Annotated in this window: 14 protein-coding genes and 1 tRNA gene; 3 read left to right on the top strand and 12 right to left on the bottom strand. The window is 38.8% G+C overall.

What is annotated here, in order from left to right:
- Positions 1 to 542: 542 nt before the first annotated feature.
- Positions 543 to 1,157: an HAD hydrolase-like protein gene (locus tag AC07VK_RS01415; RefSeq protein WP_276900571.1), complete on the bottom strand. Its 615-nt coding sequence runs from the start codon at positions 1,155 to 1,157 to the stop codon at positions 543 to 545.
- Positions 1,158 to 1,166: 9 nt separating this feature from the next.
- Positions 1,167 to 2,543, bottom strand: coding sequence for a magnesium transporter (mgtE, locus tag AC07VK_RS01410; RefSeq protein ID WP_492957825.1), 1,377 nt, complete (start codon positions 2,541 to 2,543; stop codon positions 1,167 to 1,169).
- 295 nt (positions 2,544 to 2,838) lie between these two features.
- Here mgtE and AC07VK_RS01405 point away from each other — a divergent pair.
- Positions 2,839 to 2,910 (top strand) — tRNA-Arg (locus AC07VK_RS01405).
- 311 nt (positions 2,911 to 3,221) lie between these two features.
- Here the strand turns inward: AC07VK_RS01405 and AC07VK_RS01400 are convergent.
- Complete coding sequence (locus AC07VK_RS01400) at positions 3,222 to 5,156, bottom strand: RagB/SusD family nutrient uptake outer membrane protein (RefSeq protein WP_492957823.1); 1,935 nt, start codon at positions 5,154 to 5,156, stop codon at positions 3,222 to 3,224.
- Between the two features lie 9 nt (positions 5,157 to 5,165).
- Positions 5,166 to 8,261 (bottom strand): SusC/RagA family TonB-linked outer membrane protein, encoded by a 3,096-nt coding sequence (locus tag AC07VK_RS01395; RefSeq protein ID WP_492957821.1) that lies wholly within the window; start codon positions 8,259 to 8,261, stop codon positions 5,166 to 5,168.
- Between the two features lie 400 nt (positions 8,262 to 8,661).
- On the opposite strand from AC07VK_RS01395, the gene AC07VK_RS01390 reads away from it, so the two are divergent.
- Positions 8,662 to 8,922, top strand: coding sequence for a hypothetical protein (locus AC07VK_RS01390; protein ID WP_492957819.1), 261 nt, complete (start codon positions 8,662 to 8,664; stop codon positions 8,920 to 8,922).
- Positions 8,923 to 8,989: 67 nt separating this feature from the next.
- Positions 8,990 to 11,035 carry an alpha-glucuronidase gene (locus tag AC07VK_RS01385; RefSeq protein ID WP_492957817.1) on the top strand — a complete coding sequence of 682 codons (2,046 nt, stop codon included), beginning with the start codon at positions 8,990 to 8,992 and terminating at the stop codon, positions 11,033 to 11,035.
- A 91-nt stretch (positions 11,036 to 11,126) separates the two neighbouring features.
- Here the strand turns inward: AC07VK_RS01385 and AC07VK_RS01380 are convergent, their stop codons facing one another.
- The 8 genes from AC07VK_RS01380 to AC07VK_RS01345 all read right to left on the bottom strand — a co-directional run bounded on the left by AC07VK_RS01380 (position 11,127) and on the right by AC07VK_RS01345 (position 15,364).
- Positions 11,127 to 11,471: a hypothetical protein gene (locus tag AC07VK_RS01380; protein ID WP_492957815.1), complete on the bottom strand. Its 345-nt coding sequence runs from the start codon at positions 11,469 to 11,471 to the stop codon at positions 11,127 to 11,129.
- A gap of 198 nt (positions 11,472 to 11,669) precedes the next feature.
- Positions 11,670 to 11,987: a hypothetical protein gene (locus AC07VK_RS01375; protein WP_492957813.1), complete on the bottom strand. Its 318-nt coding sequence runs from the start codon at positions 11,985 to 11,987 to the stop codon at positions 11,670 to 11,672.
- Positions 11,987 to 12,310: a hypothetical protein gene (locus AC07VK_RS01370; RefSeq protein ID WP_492957811.1), complete on the bottom strand. Its 324-nt coding sequence runs from the start codon at positions 12,308 to 12,310 to the stop codon at positions 11,987 to 11,989. The genes AC07VK_RS01375 and AC07VK_RS01370 overlap by 1 nt, the downstream gene beginning before the upstream one ends.
- A 271-nt stretch (positions 12,311 to 12,581) precedes the next feature.
- Complete coding sequence (locus AC07VK_RS01365; protein WP_492957809.1) at positions 12,582 to 12,956, bottom strand: hypothetical protein; 375 nt, start codon at positions 12,954 to 12,956, stop codon at positions 12,582 to 12,584.
- Between the two features lie 365 nt (positions 12,957 to 13,321).
- Positions 13,322 to 13,579, bottom strand: coding sequence for a hypothetical protein (locus tag AC07VK_RS01360; protein WP_492957807.1), 258 nt, complete (start codon positions 13,577 to 13,579; stop codon positions 13,322 to 13,324).
- 533 nt (positions 13,580 to 14,112) lie between these two features.
- Complete coding sequence (locus AC07VK_RS01355; RefSeq protein WP_492957805.1) at positions 14,113 to 14,592, bottom strand: ankyrin repeat domain-containing protein; 480 nt, start codon at positions 14,590 to 14,592, stop codon at positions 14,113 to 14,115.
- A gap of 20 nt (positions 14,593 to 14,612) precedes the next feature.
- The gene (locus tag AC07VK_RS01350; RefSeq protein WP_492959835.1) at positions 14,613 to 14,714 is read right to left on the bottom strand and encodes a GH-E family nuclease; all 102 of its coding nucleotides are present in this window, start codon (positions 14,712 to 14,714) and stop codon (positions 14,613 to 14,615) included.
- A gap of 158 nt (positions 14,715 to 14,872) precedes the next feature.
- The gene (locus AC07VK_RS01345; protein WP_492957803.1) at positions 14,873 to 15,364 is read right to left on the bottom strand and encodes a hypothetical protein; all 492 of its coding nucleotides are present in this window, start codon (positions 15,362 to 15,364) and stop codon (positions 14,873 to 14,875) included.
- Positions 15,365 to 15,458: the final 94 nt, after the last annotated feature.

The following is a 15,458-nucleotide window of genomic DNA, read 5'->3' as shown; positions in this document are numbered from 1 at the left end:
TAACACAGATAATTAAGCACGGTGCTTTTTATTGCTTTATAGCAGTTAGTTTACCACTTAATCCAGCAGCTTAAATGAACTTATATTTCTTAAATGGTAACAATGCTAAATATTAACTAAAGATCCTGAAATAAATTCAGGATGACGAACGCTGGAAGGTACAGAAAACACAGAATTATATTGCTGCACCCAGCCTAAAATATTAGCAGGTACACTGCCCTTTAAACCCGATTGAAATGGAAAGCCCACATCCCGATTTTTTCAATCGGGAGAGGACTTGTAATGAAAAGCGGGAGCAAGCTTTAAAATATCTACTGCCATTGCTTTTCAAAAAAATATTTTAGCTATTGGTACACAGCATTTATTTAATCGAAAGTTGAGAACTTAATAATACAGTTGCATGGAAAGTAGCTTCAGGGTGTCAGATGGTAACATCTGACACCACGAAAATGTATTAAGATTCCCGTATGCACGGGAATGACGGTCATTTATTTAATTTATTCTGCGGGAATCAGCGAAATCTGCGGGAAATAACTTTAAAATTAAACCTCTAAGCCATAAGCAGCTAACTGTGCTTTGGTATCTTCGTAATCGGTATGATGAATACCTCTTAAGCCTAAACCTTCGGCAACCTGCACAAAAAGCATCCTATCGTCGATATATAAACTCGTTTCTACATCGCTCTGTGAAATATCGATAGCTACTTTAAAAATATCGGCATCGGGTTTGCGGAAATGCACAAAACTAGATGACACGAAAAAATCGACAAATTCGTTCAGTTTAAACGTATTGATGCGGTATTGGTTTAACTCCCTGCCCTCGTTGCTGATGACGGCTACTTTAAGGTTGTATTTCTTTTTTAAATCGCAGATCAACTGAATCATTTCGGGGTAAGGAAGTGATTTTTTGAACATAAATTCTTTAAAATCATCGTAGGTAAAATTGCGTTCTTCGAAGAAAACAATACGTTCTAAATATTCATCAAGGGTTAATTTACCCACTTCATAGGTATCGAAGGTAAGGTGATGGCGTTCTTCGAGGTCAACAGAGTCGAGGTTAAAAAGTACTGAAGCCTCCCCTCTTGCATGCCTGTCCCAGCCATTGGTTAATAAAACGCCACCGATATCGGTAAAAAGTGTGGTAATTTTCTTTTGCATGATTTAGATTTAGAGTAAAACGCCTTTTAAAATTAATACGGCAACACTGAAATAGATTACAATTCCGGTAACATCAACCATAGTGGCTACAAATGGTGCTGATGAAGTTGCTGGATCGAGTTTTAGTTTTTTCAAAATAATTGGCATCATCGAACCAATTAAACTGCCCCATAATACGATGCCAACAAGGGTAAAAAATATGGTTGCCGCAATTAAAAACGAATGCGGACCATAGTTATAGAGGTGTAACTCTTGCCAGGTTACAATGCGGATAAAGCCAATTGTGCCTAAAATGATGCCCAGCAAGGCTCCTGAAACGAGCTCGCGGCGCATTACGCGCCACCATTCGGCAATAGTTACTTCACCTAAGGCCATGGCCTGGATAATTAATGTTGAAGCCTGAGAACCACTGTTACCCCCGCTACTCATAATCAATGGAATAAAAAGCGATAATACTACTGCTTTTTCGAGTTCGATTTCAAAGTGCTGCATGGCTGTTGCAGTTAACATTTCGCCTAAAAAGAGTACGATTAGCCAACCTGCACGTTTTTTAACCAGTTTTAGGATTGGGATATCGAGATAAGGTTCATCCAAAGCCTCAGTACCCCCAATTTTGTGCATATCTTCTGTGTATTCTTCGTTGGCAATCCACAAAATATCATCAACCGTAACAATACCTAAAAGAATGTTATTTTCATCCACTACGGGTAAAGCCACACGGTTGTTCATCCTGAAGATATTGATTGCATCTTCCTGAGGATCGTTAGCTTTTAGGGCAATAAAACGTTTATCGGTAAGTTCGCCGATAATTGCTTCCGGATCGGCCAGTAAAACCTCACGGATCCTGATATCATCTAATAGTACCCCTTCTTTATCGATCACATACACTACATCAATGGTTTCGGAGTTTTTTCCATAGCGCCTGATGTGCGCCAAAACCCTGGTGATAGACCATTCGGGCTTTACAGCGATGTAATCGGGCGTCATTAAACGGCCAATACTATCTTCTTTGTAGCCTAAAAGTGCAAGCGATTCTTTACGTTCTTCGGGTGGTAAAAGGGTAATCATTTTTTTTACCACATCGCCTTTTAATTCGCTAAAAAGTGCGGTACGGTCATCGGGTGGCAGATCTTTGATGATCTGATTGAGTTTATTGCCCGAAAGTTTTTTAATGATCCGCTCCTGGGTAGGAAAATCCAGAATCCGAAAAACGTTTACCGCCCTGTTAAGGGACAGGGTTTCTATAAATTTAGCTGCATATTGTGGAAGTTCATCAATCAGTTCTTCAACATCCGAAATATTCAGTTGATCGAGATATTGTTTTAAAGCCTTATCATTCTCTTTTTCAAGCAGTTCCTGAATCTCTTCCACAACCAATTCTTCCATAAAAAACAATCTAATTTATTACATGCCTAAACCTCTATTAATGGTTCGCAAAGGTGCATTTTTATTTCTTAAAAAGCCAACGGTGTACCTTTAAAATTAAACAAAAAGGTTTCTTAAATTAAACATAAAGGAGAATAAACGCAATTAAGCTGTCTGTAGCTTTATGATTTAATCATTTTTTAACATAAAAGATATCTCAACAGCAGGAAGTTAATTTTTATATGAACTTACAGATTAAAAATAGCCTTGTTTTTTTAATAAAATGATTTTGATTTTTCTATATTTGCAGCCTTATGCTCCCGTAGTTCAATGGATAGAATTATGGTTTCCGGTACCATCGATATGAGTTCGAATCTCGTCGGGAGCACCTCACGAGACAAATCAGTTTTTATGCGGTTTGTCTCGTTTCATACCCTACACAAAACTAGTAATCAAGCATTTAACCCAACCCTTCATTCAGCTTTAGTGTTCGATAGGCATGCTCATGATACATTAATTTTTCGGGAAAAATTGCTGCTATAATTTCAATTTCAGGGCTATTTCAGCCTCAAAATATACTTTCTGGATATAAGTGCTGATGATGTAGTTTTTAAAACGCTTAGCATCAATCGGTTTGATTATGATAATTCTGAAAGAAAAACAGGCAGATTTCTCTCGAAAAATCTGCCTGTTTTAAGTTTAGTAGCCAGGATTTTGATATGCTTTCTTTGCCTCGTCAGACATTTGCATGCCATCTATCTGTCCTTGTGGAATTGGACGGAGATAAAGATTTGGTGTAATTGTTCTGGTAACCGTAACTGGTGTATGGTCGCCATATCCTGTACCACAAATACTGAAGGTAGTGGATAACTCTGCCCATTTTTGCGTTCTAATGAGGTCGAATCTCCTGTATCCTTCCGCATAATATTCACGCGATCGCTCTGCTAAAATATAATTGATATCAATTGTTGCCGGGGTTGCTGCAATCATGGCTGCACTATTGTCGGCTACTTTTGCCACATTACCATTATTGTCCCAACGCCATTTTCCGGCACGGGCCCTCACCACATTGATCAGTTCGCGCGCGCTTTTACCTGCTTTAGGTGTAGCACCTTTTACAGCAGCTTCGGCAGCTACGAAATAAAGTTCAGAAAATTTTGCAATAGGGTAAGGCCGCGTACTACCTGCATTTGGCTGACCTAAACCTGTGCCATTATCTGTGCGGTAAGGGCCCAGTTTCCAAAGACCCGGATAAACAATTCTGCTTATTCCGGATGGGGAAATTACATAATCTGCCCTTCCTGGCAGTGTGCCTGCGCCAACATTACTTGTTCCGGCTCCGCTTGGATAACTTACGGCGCTATTGTCAGCATCCAGAAAGGTTAAAACGGCATTTCCGGGAACGATAGACAAGCCATTGGCATTAACCAAAGCGGCTGGAGCCGATTCTGGAGGATTATATCCTTTAGGCCAGTTTCCACGATATACTGTTGTAAATGTGCCATCATAACGCGAATCCAATGTTTTATCGGCAAAAGTATTTTTAAACACTTCAATGGGTGGAGCCATCCGGTTCCACGGCCTGCCAAGATGTTGCTCCGCTTCACGCTGAACCGAACTGATTCCTCCGCTTCTGATATTGGTGTAATTCCAGGTCATCATCCAGCCTGCAAAATTATCTGGCGCCCCACCACTACCAAAGGTTAAACTACCGCCATTAAAACGTTCGCTCGTTTGGGTATGATCAGCATATAGCAACATTTCCTTATTACGATCATTCGATCCTAAATTAACATCATAATAGGTATCTACCAAACCGTAAGATCCAGGACTTTCTATAGCTGCAGTTGAAACATCATAAGCTTGTTGAAAATACCAGTTTGCGTCATGTCCGTCAGGATCAGTACGGTTTGCTGCAGGATAGGTTGGGATATTGTTGGGATTTTGCAACCACCATCCATAAGTTAGGTAGGCTTTTGCCAAATACAGTCGCGCCAAAGTTTTTGTTACCCCGCCTGTAACGCGGGCTGTAACTGGTAAATCGGCAACAGCCGTCAACAAATCAGGAAATACTGCCTTTGTGTATACCTCGGGAACTGTATTGCGAACTGATGTTCTTACAGGGCTGGTATTGAATTTAAGTGGTCCGGCACCTAAATCGAGTGGTACCCCGCCAAAGGTCTGTACCAACAAAAAATAATCAAAGGCACGGAAGAATCTTGCTTCCGCAACCAATGAAGGGGCAATACCTGCGGCACTGGCATTTTCAATTACGCCACTTGCCGTATTAATATTCGGAAAGGCTTCTCCCCATAATACGCTACTGGGATAACTTGTAGAAAGTATTGACCCCACCCCTGAACAATCCATATCCTTAAAATTGCCATCAGCATCTTTGCCCCAGGTAGCCTCATCGGTACCGGTAATTAGCGAATTATAATAATAGGCCTGCCCATACATGTTGCGGAGGTGACCGTACATGGCTGTAAGACCACCATTTACCCCTGTTACTGTTTTAAAGTAATCTGGTGTAAAGATACTGCGGGGTTCTTCTTCAAGAATTTTTTTACAGCCTGAGAAAACCACCATCCCAAGCCAAATGCCCAATGTTATATTTAAATGTATACGTTTCATATCGGTATATTAAAATGTTAAATTAAGACCAGCTACATAGTTACGCGTAGACGGGGTATTGGTACCAATGGTTAAGATTCTCCGCGGGTAAACCGATGCTACCGCAGCGTTTTCATCGCCATATGAATTTGTTTCAGGATCCATGCCCGATTCGCGGTGATATGGAGAGAACATCACAAAAGGATTCTGAACGGTTAAGTACATCCGGAGCTTCACTCTGGAATCTTTTAACAAACTTCGATTGAAATCATACCCTAAAGAGATGGTCCGGATTTTTAAGAAAGAAGCATCAAAATAACCTAATGTACTTCCATACTTAGGGTTATCACCACTTGCAATACCACCGGGTTTTGGATACTTTGCTCCTGTATTTTCAGGTGTCCAGTAATCAACTTTAACGTTATTTCTTCTACCAGATAAGAGATTCAGGTATCCGGAAGAACCATATAATGTACTCAGCAAAATTCCACCGTCTTTAAATAATCCTACTACATTGAGGTCAAATCCTTTATAAGCTACTCTTGTATTAAATCCTCCTGATAATTTAGGATCCACATCCATGATCTGTCTATCTGCTGCTCCGATAGGCCTTGTTGGTTTGCCGGTCGCATCAAAATCGCCCGTGTATTTTACTTTAATCATCCCCACATTACCGCCTGGCTCTAAAACATTCAGGTATGGATCTCCGGCCTGCCATAAACCTACTTTTTCAAAATCATAAATGGCATTGATATTATGGCCCACAAACCAGGCATTTCCTTCATCTCTCGTTTGACCTGATGCAAGGGCAACCAGTTTGTTTCGGTTTGCATAAAGATTAAATCCTACATCCCATGACCAGCCTCCCTTATCGTTAAAAATATTCCCGTTAACACTCAGTTCCCATCCTTTATTCTGTGTTTGTCCGATGTTTGCAGTATAACTGCCCACACCTGCGGTAGAAGGTAGTGCAACGCCTAACAATATATCTTTGGTATTGGTTACATAGTATTCAAATGTTCCTGTCAGTCTGCTTTTTAGTAAGGAGAAATCGAGGCCATAGTTCCAGGTTTGTGAATATTCCCAGCCTAAACCCGGGCTAGGTAACTGAGAAACATAATATCCGGTGGCATAGTTATTATCGCCAAAATTGTAAGGGCGCGAACTTAGTAAACCAAGGGTTTGATATGGATTTACCGCTTGGTTTGATGTTTGCCCGTAACCCACTCTGATCTTCAACCTGTCGATAGCGGTTATCCCTTTCATGAAATTCTCATTCATCAGGTTCCAACCCACAGAAACAGCCGGATAAGTATTCCATTTATGCCCTGGCGCCAAGCGTGATGATGCATCAGATCTGATGGTTGCACTGATTAAATAGCGATTATCATAAGCATACATTACTCTTCCCATGTAAGACATGAGTCCACTTAAGCTGTAGTTCCCGTTACCGATTGTTAACTCTCCATTGGCCTGGCCAAGGTTGTAAAACTGAAAAGCATCAGACGGAATATCACGTGCTGACATGGATGAGGAATTGAACTTATTCTGTTCAGCAGAATATAAGGCCACTACATTGATGTTGTGCTTTTCGGAGAAGGTTCTGTCATAGGTCAATAAATTCTCAAGTGTCCAATGGTAGGTTTGCGAATTGCTAACCCCGGCAGTAGAAACTGTAGTAGCGGTAGCACTTCCAATTCCAACACCTGTATAGTTACCATTATTGCTCTGGATAAAATCAAGGCCGAGATTGGTACGGTATTTCAGTCCTTTTACCCATGGAATATTAAGCTCGCCATAAAATGAATTATAAGTAGCAAAACCACGCGTTTCATTAAGCCATTTATCACTAAGGCTCTTAGTAAGGTCGCGGGTATAAATCCACGATTCATCCTGAGGCATTCTGATTGTTCTTTTTAGGCTGCCATCTGAATTATAAGGATTTGCGATAGGCGAATTGCTAAGGATTCCGTAAACACCAAGTTGATTGCCTTCACTTAAGTTGTAATTGTTATTGGTGGTAAATCCAATCCTTAAGAAACTGGCAATTTGTTGATCCATAGATGCTTTCATTGAATACCGGGTATACTGTTGAGTTGGGATCAGACTTTGATTCTGATAATAGCCGCCCCCAAAACTGTAGCTGCCAGTTGTAGATCCGCCAGATACACCAACATCATGACTGGTTACAACTGCCGATTTATTGTAGAATAAATCTTGCCAATCGGTGTTTACATCATTAGCTTCATCTACGCCATTGGTTGTAAATAATCCAGCTGCCTTGCGCAGGGCAACAAATTCTGGCCCATCCATCATTGGATATTTGGCAAAAAGGGTTTGTAAACCAGTATATGAGTTATAGGATACTTTAGCGGGAGCGCCTTGCTGGCCGCGGTTAGTGGTTATCAATATCACTCCATTGGCTCCCCTCGAGCCATAAATTGCAGTAGCGGAAGCATCTTTTAAAATGTCTAAACTTTTAATGTCGTTGGGATTAATATCGCCAATAGAACCTGGAAATGGAATCCCATCAAGCACCACCAAAGGGTCGTTACTGGCTGAAAGTGAACGCTGACCGCGGATCAGAATCTGCATGGTTGCACCAGGTTTGGTAGAGGTTTGCGAAATGTTTACCCCAGCTATTCTACCTTGTATCGCCTGTGCCACATTGGGTGCGGGTATTTCACGAACTTTATCGCCCGATATGTTTGCCACAGAACCCGTTACCGATTCTTTGCGCTGGGTTCCATAGCCCACCACTACAACTTGTTCAAGTTCAGCAGCGCTCGGAAGCAATGTCACATTGATTTCGGTTTGATTTCTCACCTGAACCTCGCGACTCGTAAATCCGATGTAAGAAAACACCAGTACCGAATTGCTTGTTGGAGCCGTAATACTGAAGTTTCCTGTGCCTAGGGTTGTTGTACTGATTGAGGTTCCTTTGACCAGAATACTTACCCCTGGAAGGGGTTTTCCCTGATCATCCACAACACGCCCTTTTACCTGGGTTTGTGCATGTGCAGCAACCACAAAAAGCGCAAAAAAAGCAATCAGTGATAGTTTGGCCAGACATTTGGAAAGTCCTGCACCAGGCTTTACAAAAAACTGTAAAAATTCATTCCTCATAAAAATTTGGTTTATAATGGTTAAAACTCATGCATCATTCAGCTATGAGCCGACTGGTTATCCCAAAAACCGGATAATAAGTAGCGCTAAACAAGAGCAGACAAACATGATAGCAGTAAAGTTATTCGATGAGAAGAAAAGGGTAAGTGTCAATTGTTCATAAATATGGAATAAATGTTCAAAGGAAGGAATTGACCAAAAAGCGATTGTTAAACGAAAAAAGTCCTTCGACCTCAAAATATGGCGCCATTTTATGCAATCGATTGTAAGTTAAACAGATGTAACATAAAGCCAGCTCAACTACTAGACCGAAACATTTGTCGCCGATTTTTATCTAAACGTACACCTCCCTATGTTAAACTATTTGGAACTTGCACAAGTCAAGAAAACCAAATATAATATGGAGAATCGAACCTATAGGTATTTCAAAGGCAAACCTCTTTTGGGGTTTGGATATGGATTAAGCTATTCTACATTCAATTATCACAACTTTGTCTTACCTTCAAATCTTAAATCAGGCAAAGGAACAAGTTTGTCTGTAAAGATCACCAATACCGGAAAAATGCAGAGCGACGAGGTTGCCCAGCTGTATGTGATGTACAACAATTTAAAAATCAAATCAGCTAAAAAAGCCCTTAAGGGATACAAAGGGTTAGCTTAGCATCTGGTGAAAGCAAACTTGTTTATTTTAAGGTAATATTAAAACCAAAAAACTAATAATCAACCAGATGAAAAAGATTACCCTGCTATTGATTATCATTACAGTTACTATCCATTTTCTGAAGGCTGAAGACGGACACCAACTTTGGCTCCGCAATACCTCGTCCACGCGGGTAAAGGTTATATCGCCAAGAAAGTCGTCCGTATTAACCATCGCTGTACAAGAAATTAAAAACGGGTGGCTGGGAAAAGATGGTGCAGAACTAAAATTTGATTTTGTTAAAGATGGGTCCATTACAAATGATGGATTTCGCTTGGAAGGCCATAAAATTGCCGCTAAAACGGATTTGGGTATGCTTTATGGCAGCTACGAGCTCCTTAGAAGGCAGTATTTAGGAAAGTCTGATCAAAATTATGCTTCCAATCCCTCCTATTCAAGAAGAATCCTTAACCATTGGGATAATCTGGATGGTTCTGTAGAACGCGGGTATGCTGGTGCTTCGATATTTTGGAGGCAGGGCGATTCTTCGCTCCAAATTAGTCAGGCAGATATTGCGTTGTACAAAGAATACGCAAGAGCCAATGCCTCCATAGGTATAAATGGCACAGTACTCAATAACGTAAACGCTTCGGCAAAAATCCTTACCGTCCCTTATCTCCAAAAGGTTAAGTCTATTGCCACAGTATTGCGTCCATATGGCTTAAAAGTCTATTTATCAGTCAACTTTTCCTCACCTGTTACTATTGGAAAACTTAAAACCGCCGACCCGCTTGATCCTGCTGTTAGGCAATGGTGGGCAGCTAAAGCCAAAGAAATTTATTCACTTATTCCTGATTTTGGAGGATTCCTTGTAAAAGCCAATAGCGAAGGGCAACCTGGCCCTCAAAATTTCGGAAGGACACACGTTGATGGCGCCAATATGATGGCCGATGCACTCTTTCCTTTTGGAGGGATTGTAATGTGGCGTGCCTTTGTATATCAACCCAGTAATGAGGACCGTACCAAACAGGCCTATAATGAGTTTTTAAAATTTGATGGTAAATTCAAGAAAAATGTAATTATCCAGATTAAAAACGGACCACTTGATTTTCAGCCCCGGGAGCCATTCAGTCCCTTATTCGGGGCCATGATTAAAACCCCTGTAATGCCAGAGTTTCAGATCACTCAGGAGTATCTGGGCTGGTCGAATCACCTGGTTTTCTTGTCTACCCTTTGGGAAGAATGTTTACAAAGCGATACCTACCGAAACGGTAAAGGCAGCACTGTAGCGGCCTGTACAGATGGGACATTAGATAAACGAACCTTCAGTGCAATTGCAGGGGTATCCAATATTGGCCTGGAGAAAAATTGGACCGGGCATATTTTTGCACAGGCCAATTGGTATGCTTTCGGCAGGCTAGCCTGGGACAATAAACTTAAGAGTGAAGATATTGCAGATGAATGGATTAGGCAGACTTTTTTAAGTCCTACGGAAAAGAAAATGGAGCGAACCCTTGTAAAGCCGATAAAAGAGATGATGATGCAGAGCAGAGCAGCCGCTGTGGATTATATGATGCCCTTAGGATTGCACCACATTTTTGCTGAAGGCCACCATTACGGGCCTGCCCCATGGTTCTCGAATAAAGCCATCAGAGCCGACTGGACCTCGGTATACTACCACAATGCAGATCTTTTAGGAGTGGGCTTTAACAGAAGCAGCACTGGTAGCAATGCCGTTGAGCAGTACCGTGAACCACTTCGATCTACATATAACAGCCTGGAAAGTTGTCCGGAAGAATACTTGTTGTGGTTTCACCATGTGCCATGGACTTATAAACTTAAAAATGGGCTCGACCTTTGGACTGCGCTTTGTTATCGTTACGATTCGGGGTTGCAACGTGTTCGTGCTTTCCAGCGCACTTGGGACAGCACCAAGGGCTTGGTTGATGATGAACGGTTCAAATCTGTGCAGTCGAAGCTCAAGATCCAAAGCCGTGATGCACAGGTGTGGAAGGATGCCTGTTTATTATATTTCCAGCAGTTTAGCCAACGGGAAATTCCTTACGAGTTGGAACGACCGATATATGAATTGGATGCATTGAAAAAGCTGAGCAAAAGTAAGGACTATGAATAGCCTGTTTTCATCAATGCAAAACCAAAAAAATCGGGAAATGCGAAATTTTTGGTTGCAAAATAGCGGCAGCTATCGTAGAGAACCTTGATCCTCAGGGGAGATTAATTCCCTTAATTTTATCTACTAGCTCAATCACTATTTCATTTAAAGGTTTTTTCCGATCATAATACTTATAAATAGCTAAGATTTGAGCAATAGCCTCAGCTTCCCAAGCATTTACTGTATAATCAACATTATTTAAATATTTCTCAATCCCTTCTTTATCGGCATCTTTCCCTATTGACCTATACACTTCAATTTCAAAATCTGCTAAGCTAAGCACGGGCCGCGGCCAATCATTCATCGCTGCAACTAATATGCTAATCACTTCATATGGTAATTTTGTTAATTTCCCTGATTCTTTTAGATCCTCAAGGTAGTCTAATGATATGATCATGGTTTTAAATTCTTAAATTGCTTTTGATGCCATTTTTGATATTTGATCTTCACCCATCTAGCGCAATTCTTAGCGCGCCCGACCAAGCACAGGCCTGAATGTTCTTTAGTCAAATCAATACTAATCTCTTAAGAAAATTTTAAAGCACATTTAGCCACCTACACTGTCCTAGCCCGCTAAGGCTTGCGCTCGGAATGGCTAGTGAGGTAATAAGTCATTACATTCTTTTTCTACATTTGAGGATGAAATCTCAACACCATGATACAATTCAGAAAATTTAAAGTCATAAGGCTCTCTTTCAAAAAAAACAAGTAGCTTCTTCAATTCCTGAATAACCTCAGCCTTATCTGTATAATTCGCATGAACGCTTATCCCAACTGAATCAGATTCAAACCCTAATTCTTTCGGTATAGGAAACAAGTTGATATTGATTAATTCTAAAAGTTTATAATCATGATAAAACGATTGCCAATTAATCGATTTTGTATTATTAGCTATAATATTTATGAGTGCCATTATCTTAAAAAATCAATAAAAACAGAATTTTTAATCCCAATACAATTAAATATCTCTAGTAAGTTCCTTTTGAAAAAATCAGATTTTGATATAATTACCCCTTGTCCTCTAATATCAAAAGATAGCCTAATTGCGACATTTGGAGGAAAGTTTAAATAACCCCAGCTTGTTCTTCCTACTACATATTTAATTACTTTCTGAGATTTTTGCAGTGTTGAAATATCACAATTGAAGACCATCGTGATTTCTTTCAGCATCTCATCATAACCTTCTACTATAATTTCGTCCCAGTCCAACCCATAGACTTTAATTTGGCTTAACATATGATTATAATTTGTTCTAAAATTAACGTTTACATTCTGACTTCCTGCCTGTGTAGAAATTTTATTATTTATGTAGCTTGATTTACATTCTGTCCTCTTACATCAATAGTAACAATTTGCTTAGTTCCTTTTGGTAAGTTTCCCAATCTTTGACGAACTTGCCTAACAACATTATTAACCAAATTTCCCCAAACTGGTGCGAGCTTGTAGCTCGTATCCAAATTAACTTAAATTATATCAATTTCTAATAAACCCTTGCGCTACAAAAGGTTTACCATTTTGGCAGGGTAAGTAAATTAATAAATTGACCACTAGTAAAAAGCTCATCAAATAGAACTAAACAATATCCATTAAAATATTCACGAGAAGCTCTTTGCGTAACTTCATAGTCAGTTAGTATTTCTAGTACATTTATTACCATTTTATTGATAAAATCTTTATCATTATAAAAACGATTCACCGTATCATTTATAAAATACAAATATTTTAAGGCATAAGTTTCCTGATTAACAAGTGCATCACGAGTAAACAACGCAAATTCTCCTAAAAAAGAATTATAATATTCTTCACCTAAATCCTCTTTATAAAATTCTTTAAATTCCGGGGCAGCTTCAAAAATTAGTATGGCAATATTGTTAAATTCCATTTCATCTATTTTTTAGTGGGTGTATTTTTAAAATAATCGTAGTGTAACCTCAAGCTGGTGCGAGCTCGTATCCAAATTAACTTAAATTATATCAATTTCTAATAAACCCTTTTCTCCTGAAAAATCTACTACACTACTATACTTCCAATGGTAATCTTCTGTTACAAAGCCTGCCTCAACTGGATTGTTGTGTTTCGAAAATTATGAAAGTTTAGGATTGCGACTTTCTAAATATTAGAACTATGGCTTTTATGTATTAGTACAAGTTAAAAACTCGCACCAGCACAATTTATCTAATTGCAATCCGCTCGGACTAGCAGGGGACTGTTATAAGCCTATGCCTCCCTCACTAGGAAACCTAACGCCTATCGTATCTCAGAAATGAAATTCAATAGCCTGTCGATATTATTTTTATCTGAAATTAAATCAGTCAAGCTATCGTCAAGCACATCACAATCAACTCTTTCCAATTCCCAACGATCATGAATCAGTTTAATATTAAAAGTAATAATATTGTCATTATACAAACCTACCCAAACCTTTCTTAAAAAACCGTCTCTTTTTTCTGGGTCTAAATGAATAAACCCTGTAAAACCCAATTGATTAAACCTTGAATCATCCATATTTTATTTTTTCTTAAATACAACATCAACTCCGGTATAATTGCCTCCTGCATCTTTAGTGGTGTTTTCAATAACAGCTTTTCCAAAACCATTTTTTTGAGCCAATTTACCGGTAAAAGTGCCAAGAAAGGCCTCTTCAAGAAATTTCTCCCCAAGCTGGTGCGAGCTTGTAGCTCGTATCCAAATTAACTTAAATTATATCAATTTCTAATAAACCCTTTTCTCCTGAAAAATCTATTGCACTACTATATATCTCGAAAATTATGAAAGTTTAGGATTGCGACCTTCTAAATTTTAGAACTATTGCTTTTCATATTGGTACGAGTTAAAAACTCGCACCAGCACCATTTATCTAATTACAATCCGCTAGGACTAGCAGGGGATTATTATGTCTCAAAAATTAAGATAGTTTAAGATGCGACTTTCTTAATTTTAGAACTATGGCTTTTTTATATTGGTAGGAGTTAAAAACTCGCACCAGCACCATTTATCTAATTGCAATCCGCTCGGACTAGCAGGGAGCTAGTGAGGGGTTAATCTAACCCTGGAAGTGATCTGAGATTATGATATCCCACTATAATACAAATATCTCTTGGACTTTTATCAACATTATTTTTATGATTAGGATCTGCACCGGAATTTAAATATAGTTTTACGATTTCAAATCTATCATTTCTTCCTTTATCATTAAAAATAGCAGCCCATAACGGTTGATTGCCATATTTATCCTCTATAGATAAATTTCCTTCATTCTCTAATGAAACTTGTGCAATTTTTAATTGATTATAAACTGCTGCATAGTGTAAGATAGTTTGTCCTTCATTATCTTGCAAATTAGGATCTATTCCTTTTTGAAGCAACAATAACGCAATGTCTTCTTCATTATCACGACTAGCGATGTGTAGCGCACTATATCCAAACTCATTCGTATCATTAATATTTATTCCTTGTTCAATAAGCTCTTGTACTTTTTTAATATTCTTATTCGCAATTGCTTGAAATATTGTTTCCATTTTACCAATTTTAATACTATTTAATTTTTCTTTTCAAATTTATGCGACACATTTGAAGCTGGGGATTCGGGTTGATAATTATTGGGATTATTATACTCATCTAAAAATTGTTTCTTTGTTATTTTCCCATTCTAGCGCAAGTCTTAGCGCCCCGCCCAACCAAAGGCCTGACTTGCGCTCTAGTCAAATCAATATAATAATCTCTTAAGAAAATTTAAAAGCACAAGTCAGCCACCAACACTACCCTAGCGACTAAGACTTGCGCTAGTGGTGCGAAAAATCAATAGTTTGCATAAACCAATGAGTCTGGAATCCTGTGTTCTCGAACGTAAATTCTGGCCTCATCAATTATTTCCGTTTTAAATCTTCTTTTAATTCTTAGAATCTCTTCTTTACTTAGCTGTTCTTTACTATCAATTACTCCCCCAGATATCCTTTTATTAAAGATATAAATTAGCCAAGGAGGTGTAGCATTAAAACCCACGTAGTACGCTTCCTGTGGAAACGTTTTAAAGTAAATGACCTTATTTATGCTGTCAGAATATTTGCCAGAAGGAAACAGGTGAATAATAGAATCAGGTATGACATTTTTTTTCGAGTACACCTCATCAATATAATGTGAAAGAAATGTACTTTTAAATTTAGACTCTTCTAAATTTATATTAAGATATTGACGTTCATTGACTCCATAAAAAACACCAGTACAGTTTTTACAAGAAGATAGCGACAATATTAACACTAAAATTTTAACAGCTTTAATTATTTTCCTCATAAATTACTTTGCTTTTGGTTTCCAATCACCATTTTTATCTTGTGTCCACTTCGCAAGCTGGTGCGAGCTTGTAGCTCGTACCCAAATTAACTTA

The organism is Pedobacter sp. GW821-FHT01D05 (assembly GCF_059422505.1).
Note: the sequence above shows the minus strand (reverse complement) of the source record. Positions and strands in the feature narration are given on the sequence as shown.

Coding starts and splice junctions, on each gene's coding strand:
- AC07VK_RS01385 (WP_492957817.1), top strand. CDS start 8,990: ATGAAAAAGATTACCCTGCTATTGATTATCATTACAGTTACTATCCAT.
- AC07VK_RS01355 (WP_492957805.1), bottom strand. CDS start 14,592: ATGGAAACAATATTTCAAGCAATTGCGAATAAGAATATTAAAAAAGTA.
- AC07VK_RS01395 (WP_492957821.1), bottom strand. CDS start 8,261: ATGAGGAATGAATTTTTACAGTTTTTTGTAAAGCCTGGTGCAGGACTT.
- AC07VK_RS01415 (WP_276900571.1), bottom strand. CDS start 1,157: ATGCAAAAGAAAATTACCACACTTTTTACCGATATCGGTGGCGTTTTA.
- AC07VK_RS01390 (WP_492957819.1), top strand. CDS start 8,662: ATGGAGAATCGAACCTATAGGTATTTCAAAGGCAAACCTCTTTTGGGG.
- AC07VK_RS01360 (WP_492957807.1), bottom strand. CDS start 13,579: ATGGATGATTCAAGGTTTAATCAATTGGGTTTTACAGGGTTTATTCAT.
- mgtE (WP_492957825.1), bottom strand. CDS start 2,543: ATGGAAGAATTGGTTGTGGAAGAGATTCAGGAACTGCTTGAAAAAGAG.
- AC07VK_RS01380 (WP_492957815.1), bottom strand. CDS start 11,471: ATGATCATATCATTAGACTACCTTGAGGATCTAAAAGAATCAGGGAAA.
- AC07VK_RS01365 (WP_492957809.1), bottom strand. CDS start 12,956: ATGGAATTTAACAATATTGCCATACTAATTTTTGAAGCTGCCCCGGAA.
- AC07VK_RS01370 (WP_492957811.1), bottom strand. CDS start 12,310: ATGTTAAGCCAAATTAAAGTCTATGGGTTGGACTGGGACGAAATTATA.
- AC07VK_RS01400 (WP_492957823.1), bottom strand. CDS start 5,156: ATGAAACGTATACATTTAAATATAACATTGGGCATTTGGCTTGGGATG.
- AC07VK_RS01375 (WP_492957813.1), bottom strand. CDS start 11,987: ATGGCACTCATAAATATTATAGCTAATAATACAAAATCGATTAATTGG.
- AC07VK_RS01345 (WP_492957803.1), bottom strand. CDS start 15,364: ATGAGGAAAATAATTAAAGCTGTTAAAATTTTAGTGTTAATATTGTCG.